The organism is Aureimonas sp. SK2, from assembly GCF_029813115.1.
GTDB lineage: Bacteria > Pseudomonadota > Alphaproteobacteria > Rhizobiales > Rhizobiaceae > Aureimonas.
On the sequence record NZ_JAPZDS010000012.1, the window covers coordinates 132,656 to 143,151 of the forward strand.

Annotated in this window: 8 protein-coding genes and 1 tRNA gene; 2 read left to right on the forward strand and 7 right to left on the reverse strand. The window is 65.7% G+C overall.

Features of this window, described 5'->3' with window-relative positions:
• Positions 1-70: 70 nt before the first annotated feature.
• From yidC to rpmH, 3 genes are read right to left on the reverse strand one after another with little or no spacing between them, the layout of a single operon-like run.
• Positions 71-1,876 carry a membrane protein insertase YidC gene (yidC, locus tag O5O54_RS15840; protein ID WP_279482789.1) on the reverse strand — a complete coding sequence of 602 codons (1,806 nt, stop codon included), beginning with the start codon at positions 1,874-1,876 and terminating at the stop codon, positions 71-73.
• A 6-nt stretch (positions 1,877-1,882) separates the two neighbouring features.
• Entirely contained in the window at positions 1,883-2,296 is a 414-nt protein-coding gene (rnpA, locus tag O5O54_RS15845) for a ribonuclease P protein component (RefSeq protein WP_279482790.1), read from the reverse strand.
• Positions 2,293-2,427: a 50S ribosomal protein L34 gene (gene rpmH / locus O5O54_RS15850; RefSeq protein ID WP_026501365.1), complete on the reverse strand. Its 135-nt coding sequence runs from the start codon at positions 2,425-2,427 to the stop codon at positions 2,293-2,295. Before rpmH ends, rnpA begins: the two co-directional genes overlap by 4 nt.
• 283 nt (positions 2,428-2,710) lie before the next feature.
• Here rpmH and O5O54_RS15855 point away from each other — a divergent pair, with 283 nt between their 5' ends.
• Together O5O54_RS15855 and O5O54_RS15860 are read left to right on the forward strand one after the other, a co-directional pair.
• Complete coding sequence (locus O5O54_RS15855; protein WP_279482791.1) at positions 2,711-4,168, forward strand: HAMP domain-containing sensor histidine kinase; 1,458 nt, start codon at positions 2,711-2,713, stop codon at positions 4,166-4,168.
• 133 nt (positions 4,169-4,301) lie between these two features.
• Positions 4,302-4,378 (forward strand) — tRNA-Arg (locus O5O54_RS15860).
• On the opposite strand, the gene O5O54_RS15865 is transcribed toward O5O54_RS15860, so the two are convergent.
• The 4 genes from O5O54_RS15865 to O5O54_RS15880 all read right to left on the reverse strand — a co-directional run.
• Positions 4,349-6,028 (reverse strand): recombinase family protein, encoded by a 1,680-nt coding sequence (locus O5O54_RS15865; protein ID WP_279482792.1) that lies wholly within the window; start codon positions 6,026-6,028, stop codon positions 4,349-4,351. The genes O5O54_RS15860 and O5O54_RS15865 overlap by 30 nt on opposite strands.
• A 184-nt stretch (positions 6,029-6,212) precedes the next feature.
• On the reverse strand, positions 6,213-6,485 hold the full coding sequence (locus O5O54_RS15870; protein WP_279482793.1) for a hypothetical protein: 273 nt from the start codon (positions 6,483-6,485) through the stop codon (positions 6,213-6,215).
• Complete coding sequence (gene mobF, locus O5O54_RS15875) at positions 6,475-9,114, reverse strand: MobF family relaxase (RefSeq protein WP_279482794.1); 2,640 nt, start codon at positions 9,112-9,114, stop codon at positions 6,475-6,477. Before mobF ends, O5O54_RS15870 begins: the two co-directional genes overlap by 11 nt.
• 153 nt (positions 9,115-9,267) lie before the next feature.
• Positions 9,268-10,496 (reverse strand): type IV secretory system conjugative DNA transfer family protein (locus tag O5O54_RS15880; RefSeq protein WP_279482795.1); only part of this gene is annotated, 1,229 nt, incomplete at its 5' end.

Sequence of the window (10,496 nt, forward strand, 5' to 3'; positions counted from 1 at the left end):
TCCCCGCCGATGCGTCCACCGCATCGCCGAAACGAAGCGGGCGGGGCTCGATGGCCCCGCCCGTGTCTCGTCAGCCTTCCTTCTTGCGCCGGAACGTGTCGCGCAGATTGTCCCAAAGCTCGATCTTGGCCCCGTGGCGCTTCATGATCAGCGTCTGCTGCATGATCGAGAGCGTGTTGTTGCAGGTCCAGTAGATCACGAGGCCGGCCGGGAACGAGGCCATCATGAAGGTGAAGATGATCGGCATCCAGGTGAAGATCATCTGCTGCGCCGGATCGGGCGGCGTCGGGTTCAGCTTCATCTGGATGAACATCGTGATGCCCATCAGGATTGGCCAGACGCCCACCATCAGCAGATGCGGCAAGGTGATCGGGACCAGCCCGAACAGGTTGAAGATGCTGGTCGGATCGGGCGCCGCCAGATCCTGGATCCAGCCGAAGAAGGGCGCGTGCCGCATCTCGATGGTGACGTAGAGCACCTTGTAGAGCGCGAAGAACACGGGGATCTGCACCAGCACCGGCCAGCAGCCGGCCGCCGGGTTGATCTTCTCCTCCTTGTAGATCCGCATCATCTCCTGCTGCTGCTTGACGCGGTCGTCGGCATATTTCTCGCGCAGCTCCATGATCTTGGGCTGCACGGTCTTCATGCGCGCCATCGAGCGGTAGGACTTGGAGGCCAGCGGGAAGAAGAGGATCTTGAGCGAGACGGTGACGAGGAGGATTGCGACGCCGAAATTGCCGGTGAAGCGATAGAGCCAGTCGATGTAGTGGAACATCGGCTCGGTGATGAAGTAGAACCAGCCCCAGTCGATCAACTGGCCGAAATGGGCGATGCCGAGGTTCCGCTCGTAGCCGTTGATCGTGTCCACCACCTTGGCGCCGGCGAAGGCGCGGGTCGTTGTGTCGAGCGTGGCGCCCGGCTGGATGGTGATCGGATCGGCGAGGTAGTCCGACTGGTAGAAGGCGCGCCCGTCCGCCGAGTAGCGGAAGTTCGGCTGGAAGGTGCCGATACCGGCCGCCGGAACCAGCGCCGTCGCCCAGTACTTGTCGGTGATGCCGAGCCAGCCGACATTGGTCTTGGCCGGCGAGACGCGGCCGTCGTCCTCGATGTTCTTGTAGCTGACCTCCTGGAGCCCGTCCTCGCCGAGATGCCCGATCAGGCCCTCGAAGATCACGAAGGCGGCCGCATGCTCGGGCTTGGAGAAGCGCACGGAGCGGCCGTAGGGCGACAGCGTGACGGGCGCGGCGCCCTCGTTGCGCACGCTGTCCTCGACGGTGAACATCGACTGGTCGTCCACCGAGACACGGCGCGTGAAGGTGACGCCCGCCTCGTTGGTGGCGGTCAGCGTCACGGGGGTCTGGGGCGTCAGGGTCTGGCCGCCTTCGGCCTGCCAGACCGTCGACGGACCGGGAAGCGCGCCCGCGTCCTGGCCGGAATAGCCGAACTCGAGGAAGTAGGCGTTGGAGCCGATCGTCTCGGGCGACAGGAGCACGATCGTTGGCGACGAATCGTCCACCGTCTCGTGGTAGTGCTTCAGCCGCAGGTCGTCGAGGCGCGCGCCCTGGAGGTTGATCGAGCCCGACAGCGAGGGCGTGTCGATGGCGATGCGCGGGCTAGCGGCAAGCGCCGCCTCGCGCGTCTGGCCGGTCACGGCCGGCGTCTGGGTCGTCGGTACCACGCTCTCGCGCCCGGCGGGCGAGACGGCCCCCTGCTGCTCGGTGCCGGCCGGTGTGGTCGGCGTCTGCAGCGTCGCCTGCGTGTCCTGCGCGGCAAGGCGCTCGGCCTCCATGCGCGGATTGATCACGAGGAACTGCCACCCGACCAGAACGGCGATCGAAAGCGCCATGGCGATCAGGAAATTGCGGCTGTTTTCCATGGAAGGTCAGGTCCCCGAGGGAGGCATTGCGGGCGGTTGCCTGGACGCTTTCGGCGCCGCGCCGGGCGCCACCTTGGCGACGCGTCTCGAAAGCTCGCCCGTGAGCGTCTCGAACGGCAGGGTGAGAAGCTCGCGGCGGGCGACGATCACATAGTCGAAGCCGGCGGCCATGTCAGCCCCGCACACGGTGCGGATGGCCTCACGAAGACGTCGGCGGATGCGATTGCGCTCCACCGCGTTTCCGACCTTGCGCGTGACGGTGAGGCCGTAGCGGGCGGCACCGCCGTCGGCGCGATCCAGGGCCTCGATCAAAAAGAAAGGGCCGTTCAAGCGACGGCCCCGTCTCGCGGCCAGGAACTCGGCGCGCTTCGTCAGTCTGGAAGTCGTGGGCCCGCCGGAGCCGGAAGGCCTTTGGCTCAAGCCGAGAGGCGCTTGCGGCCACGCGCGCGGCGGGCGGCGATCACCTTGCGACCGCCGGTCGTGGCCATGCGGGCACGGAAGCCGTGGCGGCGCTTGCGGACGAGCTTGGAGGGCTGATAGGTGCGCTTCATGGACGTATACCGCGGAAAGCCCCGCGGACCTCTTGATCTTCTATGGGTTCAAATCGAACGTCGAACGCACGAAAGATCCGCATGGGCAAACCCCATACGACCCGGCATCCGTCTGTGGGCGCGCTTATAGGAACGAAGCGGGGGATAAGTCAATCGCCTCCCCCGTGGACGGCATGCCGGATCCCGCCCTCCCCTTTGCGCACGGGGCCGGGCCGGTCTATGCCGTTGGAGCAATAAGCGCCTTTCTACTCCGCGCCGGCCGGATGGGTCCGGCGGAAACGCGATGACCGATCCAATTCCCGAGGCGAAGCCGCGAACGGGTTCGCACCCTCCCTTCACGAAGCGCCTGTCGTCCCGTCTCTTCGCCTTGACGGCTTTGGCCGTGATGAGCGCGGAAATCCTTGTCTTCGTTCCGTCCGTCGCCCGGTTCCGCCTCGACTGGCTCCAGTCCAAGCTGGAAACCGTCTCGGTCGCCACCCTGATGGCCGATTTCGCCGAGGGCGGCCTGCTCCTTTCGCTGGACCAGGAAAGCGAACTCCTGCGCGCGCTCGACGCCCGGCTGATCGCCATTCGCCGGCCGGGCGTGACGCAACTCCTGGCCCGCGTGCCGGATCTGGCAACCGTCGACGAGCAGGTCGACCTCACCCAGGAGAGCCGGTTCGATTCGGTTCTGGCCGCCTTCGACACCCTTCTCAGCCACCGACCGCGCACCATCCGGCTCGTGGGCGCGATCGGCGACGGCTCGATGACCGGCGAGATCGTCTTCAACGAGGCGCCGCTGCGGCAGGCGATGCTGCGCTACTCGCGCAACATTCTCCTCCTCTCTCTCGGCATCGCGAGCTTCACGGGCCTCCTCGTCTTCGGCGCGATCAGCCTGTTCCTGCTGCGGCCCGTGCGCTCTCTGACCAACGCACTGGTGCGCTTCGGCGCCGATCCCGAGGACCCGTCGCTGATCCTCAAGCCCAGCGAGCGGGCGGACGAACTCGGCATCGCGGAGCGGGAACTCGCCGGCATGCAGCAGGTCCTCGCCGACACGCTGCGCCAGCAGCGGCGTCTGGCCGATCTCGGGCTCGCCGTCTCCAAGATCAACCACGACCTGCGCAACATCCTGGCCTCGGCCCAGCTGATCTCCGATCGGCTGGCCGACGTGCCGGACGCGCAGGTCCAGCGCTTCACGCCCGTCCTGATCCGCAGCCTCGACCGCGCCCTTCACTATACGCAGTCGGTCCTGGCCTATGGCCGCGCTGCCGAAAGCCGCCCGGTGCGCCGGCTGACCCTTCTTCACCGCCTGGTGGAGGAGATCTTCGAGACCCAGCTCGTCACCCCCGAACAGGGCATCGAGCTGGTCAACGCCGTTCCCCCCGCCCTCGAGGCCGACCTCGATCCGGAGCAGTTCTTCCGCGCCCTGTCCAACCTCGTGCGCAACGCCCTTCAGGCCATGGAAGGCGAGGTCGAGGACGCGGTGGTCCGCCGCGTCAGCGTGCGGGCCGAGGCCCCGGGCGAGGCGATGCTGCGCATCGTGGTCGAGGACACCGGACCCGGCCTCGGCCCGGCGGCGCGCGACCACCTGTTTCAGGCGTTCCGCGGCTCCACTCGCGCGGGCGGCACGGGTCTCGGCCTCGCTATCGCCGCCGAGATCGTCAAGGCGCATGGCGGCCAGATCCGCCTCGCCGCCGGCTCCACGCCCGGCGCCCGCTTCGAGATCGACCTCCCCGGCGCCCTGCCGGACGACGCCGCCTGAGCCGCATCCGCACGCCCCGCGGCCGCCCCTTTCACAAACCTCGCATCCCCCGCACGGAATCGCTTGCAATCGCCGATGGCTTTGGCTAGTTACCCCTCACGAACGGCCGAGGCACCTGCCCGACACGTTCCAGGCGCCCGTAGCTCAGCTGGATAGAGCACCAGACTACGAATCTGGGGGTCAGAGGTTCGAATCCTTTCGGGCGCGCCATTTCGGTCCAGTAAACTGAACCACGTCTCTAGCAGCTGGCGCGTCAGCGATTGCGGCGTGCAGGACGTCGCGGCTACCGGTAATACGAACCGTCGCCGTGTCGACCTCGACGGCACCAAGGATGGCTCGGAGATACGCTTTGCGGGCCGGCGTGTCGGTCGAGGACAGAACCTCGCGCATCAGCTTGCCGAAGGCTGCCACCTTTTCCGGATCGATCGCAGCATGCCCACCCGATTGCGCACGCGCCCGCTCAAAGGCGGCCTGTGCTCTCTCCCGCTCTCCTTTCAGGATGGCGATGCGATCGCGCAGGATGTCATCCAGATCAGCCATCCCGTCCTCGACAAGCTTGTAGAGGCGGCGCAGTTTGTCTTCTGCGGTCGCGACCTCGGTCTGAAGCGCGACGAGGCGAGCGTCGACCGCCTCCGCCCGGGCGGCACGACGGGCCACAAGGGCGGATAGGACCTCGGCGAGGCGCTCGGGTGCGAACAGACGCTCCTGCAGCGCCGTCAGCACCAGATCGTCGAGGTGCGCCATAGGGATCGAGTTGCCGCGGCAGACGGTAGGACCGCGTTGAGCTCGGCTTGCGCACGTGTAATAGGCGTAGACCTTTCCGGAGCGCGACGTGCCGGTGCGCTGCGTCATGCCACCGCCGCAATGCGCGCAGGTAGCAAGACCCGTCAACAGGATAGGACCGCTGGCGATCCGCACCGGGCTGACGCGGGGGTTGTTGGCGACGAGCTTGACCTGCACGGCCTCAAAGGTTGCATCCTCAAGAATGCGGGGGACGTCGATCGTGACGATCTCTTCGTCGCTGCGCCTTTCACCGGTCGCCTTGTTGCGCACGTTGTAGTGCCATCGCCCGACATAGGCAGTGTTGGTGAGGATGTGGTGCATCGCGCCGACACCAAAGGTGCCGCCGCGCTTCGTGACGAAGCCGCGGCTGTTCAGCCACTTGACCACTTCCTTGATGCCGAGCGGCGGCGTGCCGGTCGCTGAATCCCCTTCGAGATAAAGACGGAAGATGAGGCGCACGGTCTCAGCCTCGACTTCGTCGATCGCGAGACGCTTCTTGATCTTCGCGCCGCGCCGCTCCGCCTCGACGGCGTTATAGCCGAGCGGCGGCGTCGCTCCGTTCCAAAAGCCCTGAGAGGCGTTCTCGCGCATGGCGCGTGTGACCTGTTTGCCGTTCTCTTTGGATGTGTACTCGTCGAAGATGCCGATGATCTGTCGCATCATCTCGGCAGATGGGTCGGTGCCCGTCGGCTGCGTGATGGAAACGACCTCGACGCCGTGACGACGAAGTTTTCGGATGGCGAGTTCCATCTCGGCGCCGTTGCGGTAGAACCGGCTGAAGGCGTGAACGACGATGAGATCGTAGGGCCTGTCGGCGTCGCAGGCCCGATCCATCAACGCTTGGAAGGCGGGACGCCGGTCGTCGGTGGCGCTGACGCCGGGCTCGACATACTCATCCGTGACGATCCAACCCTCGCGCTCGCAATGCCCCCGGGTCAGACGCCGCTGAGAAGGCAGTGACACATCGCCCTCAGCCTGCCTGCCGGTGGAAACGCGCAGATAAAGCGCCGCTCGCCGCATCTTCGCCGCCGCGACCTTTGGGATTGGGATTTTCGTGGACGACTTGACGAGGGACATGGCCCAAACTCCGATGTAAGGCGCGCTCGAACTCGCCCGATGCGACCGCGGCACGGCTCCTGACGGACTTCAGACGATGGAAAGACTCCCACGAGTCTTACAGGGTAACGGATCTGCTGCAACGGCAAGGATCCGCTTCGTCGAGATCGTTGTGGAGAACTGGTCCGACTGGAGCATCGACGCGTCAACCATCGAGGATTCTGTCGATGAGCAATCCCAAATATCGTTCCAGCACCTCGAGCTCTCGCGCGGTCACCGGCAGCGGGTCCGGCAGGTCAACGATCGCGCGATACCCGGCTTCTGCATGCGGAACGGCCTTTGGGGCCGGTTTGGGGATACGGCCCCGCTGCACACCAGCCGAACTGCAGGCGTCCGAAGGCTTGCGCTTCTCGCGGCGTATGCTGTCGCATCGGCTGTCGCGCAATGCCGATCCGCGGCGGGACGGCTTAGAGCTCATGATCGAGCTCGCGGCGGCGGTCGTGGACTGTCGAGCGATCCCGCGCCCTCGTCACCTTCGACGCGTTTGGCTCGGCCGCGAGAAGGTCGAGCGTCGTGGTCTTCGCATTGGCGCGCGCCAACCGCTCGGCTAGAAAGCGGAGGCGTGCCTGGTCGTCACCGGCTGCGACCGCCTCAATTGTGTCCGTTGCCATCTCGCGGTCGAGCGTCCGGCCATCAATGAAGAACGTCGTATCGCCGCGCGCCCTGCTGGCCGCGACATAGGCGTCGTGTCGATCCAAGCGCGCGGAAGCAAGGACGAGCGCTGCGTCGACGGTGATCCCTTGCGCTTGGAAAATGGTTGCGGCGTAGGCGTGCGCCAGCTTCACGCGACCCGTAGCATCGGCAATGTCGCCGGGCGCGAATTCGACGATGCGCGTGCCAACCTTGGCGCCAATCCGCACCGACCCGTCCGCGGCCTCATCGACCGAGGCAATAACCGCCTCCGTGCCATTGATCACACCAAGCGCGTCATGGCGGACGAGAAAGCGGACGTGGTCACCGACCGCGAGACGCAACTGGTAGCTGTTGCCGGACGCGTCGGCGGCTTCTACAGCGACGTCGGCTCCACGCAAACTTCCACACTCGCGCAAATGCTGGCGGATCCTGTCCGATACAGCTCGGACCTCGGCGTTCGTTTTCGCCGTGACGAGAACGCTTTGCTCGGGAGCCGTGTCGCGGTGCCGCTGCCATTCGGCGGCGACCGCCTCGACTGTCGCGCGGGGTCCCTCATAAAATCGGATGAGGCCACGCTCGGCGAAGGCGGCGAGCGCGGCGATGGCTTCGCCGTGAGCAAAGCTCTGCGGCGCTTCGCGGGCCCAGACCTCGCGCTGGCGGACAACGGTCGCGATCTCGACAGCTCCGATTGACTGCCGAATCAAGCGCATAGCATGAGAAGGACCGACCGGCCTTAGCTGGTGTTCGTCGCCCACAATCACCGCAATGCCGGAGGCCCGTTCGATCTCTGACAGCAGACGCAGCGCTTGAGGACTCGATTGCAGCCCGCCCTCCTCGACGAGCAGGCAGGTCTTCGGGCCGAAGATCGGCTTATCGCCGCCGCTCCTCGCCAGCCAGGAGTCGATCGCGCGAGACTCGATGCCAAGATCGTCGCGAAGACCATGCGCGGCCCGCCATGCGATCGCCGCACCGACAACGGTGTAGCCTTCAGACTGCCAGGCTCTGGTAATCGCTTTCAGGGTCGTCGACTTACCCGTCCCCGCAGCGCCCTGCACCAGAGTCAGACAAACCCCGGAGGTCGCGGCGCGGGTGACCGCGGCCTGCTCGGCGTTCAGGTTCTGAGAGTGAACGAGCGTCGTAACGAGAGCTGGATCTGGAGCCGCAACCCATTCGGCTGCCAGGTGCCGGGCGGTCTCGACCAGTCGCCGCTCCGTAGCGATCATCGTCGGTGTCGAATAGACGGCTTCGCCTCGCACCTCGCCAAGCTTGGCAATCTGCCCGTCGGCAATGAGCGCGTCTGCCATCAAGACCGTCTCGTCGGGGGTAGCGCGTGATCCGACGAGGGCATTGGCGACCGCCTCAAGAAGGTGTCGCCGCTCGAACGTCGCGCTATGTTCGGTCAGCGCTGCCGGCACGGCCTCGAGACGCTCTTTCGCGAGCACCTCAAGGTGGTTCGCGGTCAGTTCAGTTTCTGCCGCCCGTCCGGCTGAACGGACGTCGGCAAGAACCGCTTCCGCGGGGTACCCGAGCGCTGTGGCGGCCTCCTTCCATTGACGGGTGAGATCGAGACCGGCGATGGTCTGTTTGTCGCGCCGGCCGACGAGTGTCACAGCTGCGGCAAGCGCGGGCGCGGCATTGGACGTGACGCCGGCCTCGGCGAGTTCCTCTTCGATCGCCGCGCGACGGGCACTAAAGAAGCGGCAGAGTGCCTCCGGCACACCGCGCACCGACCAGCGCCAGTCACCCTCCGGCACATCGATCGCGAGACCACGCTTCTGGAGCGCCGTCGCCAACGCCAGGCGGTATTGCGCACCGAGCGCTTTCTTCCAGGATCGCAGCGCTATCGTATCAAGCGCGCCCCAGGTGCCGTCCGCGCGTTCGCCGATGTTGGGCCAACAAAGATGATGATGCCGTTGAGGACTTGGCATGACCGTCCCGTCGGCGTGCCGTTCGGGACGGGTTTCGCTATGGGTGAAGACGGCGACAGCGAACGCTGCAGTCTCCCGCCGGCTGCCAGCGCGTCCGCGCCGAGCGAGTGGGATTTCGGCCTCGACCAGCTTGGCGATCCATTCGATCGCCTCTTGCTCGCCCTCCTCAATCGTCTCACGCATCGCGGCGTCGCCAAGCGCCCAGTCGACCGAGACGGATTTGAGCGATGACAGCGTGAGGTCGACGCCGAGCGTCCGCCTACCTGGTCCTTTGTGCTGGATAAGCGGGCGCCCGTCGCGATCGAGACCCTGACACACGCGATCGAAGACTGCAGCGCGCACCGGTTCGCCTGCAGTCACCCCAAGCAGTGTGTGGCCGCGCAGCCAGACGCCGCCGGTCTCAGCGCCGGCCTCGTAGTACCGAACGGCTGAGGACGCGCGCGTATAGTACGCAGACGAGCGGATGAGGGCGAAGGATGCGACCAAACGACGAAGGCCTCCGGTTGGGAGGCCTTCAGAATTCGCCGGCGGACCGTTGAGGCGCTACGGAATCAAAGCAGCGAGAATAATTCAGTCTGGGCAGAGACTTGGCAGGCACCATCGATGGATGGTGATGCGCGGTCGAACGCGCCGACTGGACTATCGACGTGGCTCCCATACTGTCGTCGGCCACGACAATTCCACGACGTCGCCGATACCAAGGGCGATGGCGCAAACCTCCTCGTTGTTCGCCCCGAGATCGTATGCAAGGTACTCGGGCCGAACGATCCCCACCGTTCTCGGCTCCGGCTCCTTATCCAATCCGGTAGCGTTGTTTGACGCTGCCCGTTTCGGCATGATTTCGCGTGTTCCAACGAACGAAACGGCCAACTCGTCGGCATCGGGACCGATCTGGGCCTGGCCGATGATCTTCGTGGCGAAGCGTCCAAGGAACTCCTTCGCTCCATCGACTCCGTAGGTTCGCCGCAACTGCGTCATGTCCTGCAGGGCAGCAACCACCGAGACACCTTTGTTGCGTCCGATATCAAGGATTTCCTGCAGGCGAGGCAGCGGGCCGAGCTGGTGGATCTCGTCGAGCACGAAGCGGATGCGCATCGACTTGTCGGGGTTGAAGCTCTCGTCGCAGGCATGCGACGCCAAAAGATCGACGATCGATCCAATCCAGAGCGCGCTGAGCGCGGGGTTGGCGGCCGACCGCTGCAACACGACGATAGCGGGCTGGCCTTGCTTATTGCCTTCAATCCAGTCGAGAAACGAGAACCGCCGTTCCGGCGGGGCGGCGCCCCAGGCACGAGCCAACGGATCCAGAAGCTGCATGACGTGAGCCCGAACCGACAAGATGAAGCTCGCGCTCGTGCGGTTGAGGTTACCGTCCGCGTCGACCAGAACCAGGGCCGCAGCGGGCGGATAGACCCGCGCGAACCCCTCCTTCCAGGCAACCGGATCGCCGAGCAGCGTGTTCAAAAGGTCGGCGAAACTCCAGCTTGGACCGCATGTCGCGCGGGTTTGGGCGATGCACCCCGTCAGGATCGTTACGCCGCCCTTGTCGAAGACGCGGTTGTCGCCCTGCGTCGTGCCGTCCGACGCGACGAGACGCGTCGCAAGCGCGATGGCGGACGTCATGGATCGGACGTCTCGCCCCGGCACCCATGCATAGCCCCCTTTCTTTGTTGGGTGGAACGCTGCGATGGCGTCGTCCGCGACCGGCATGCCCCGCAGGATCTCTCCGGTGGTGTCATGAACAAGCAGGCGTTCGCGCGGATTCTCGCGCAAACGTCCAATGATCTCGTTCAGCCAGAACAGGATAATGCGGGTCTTTCCGCTGTTCGGCGCCCCGACCAGCAGAAGGTTGCGCAACTCCCGCATCC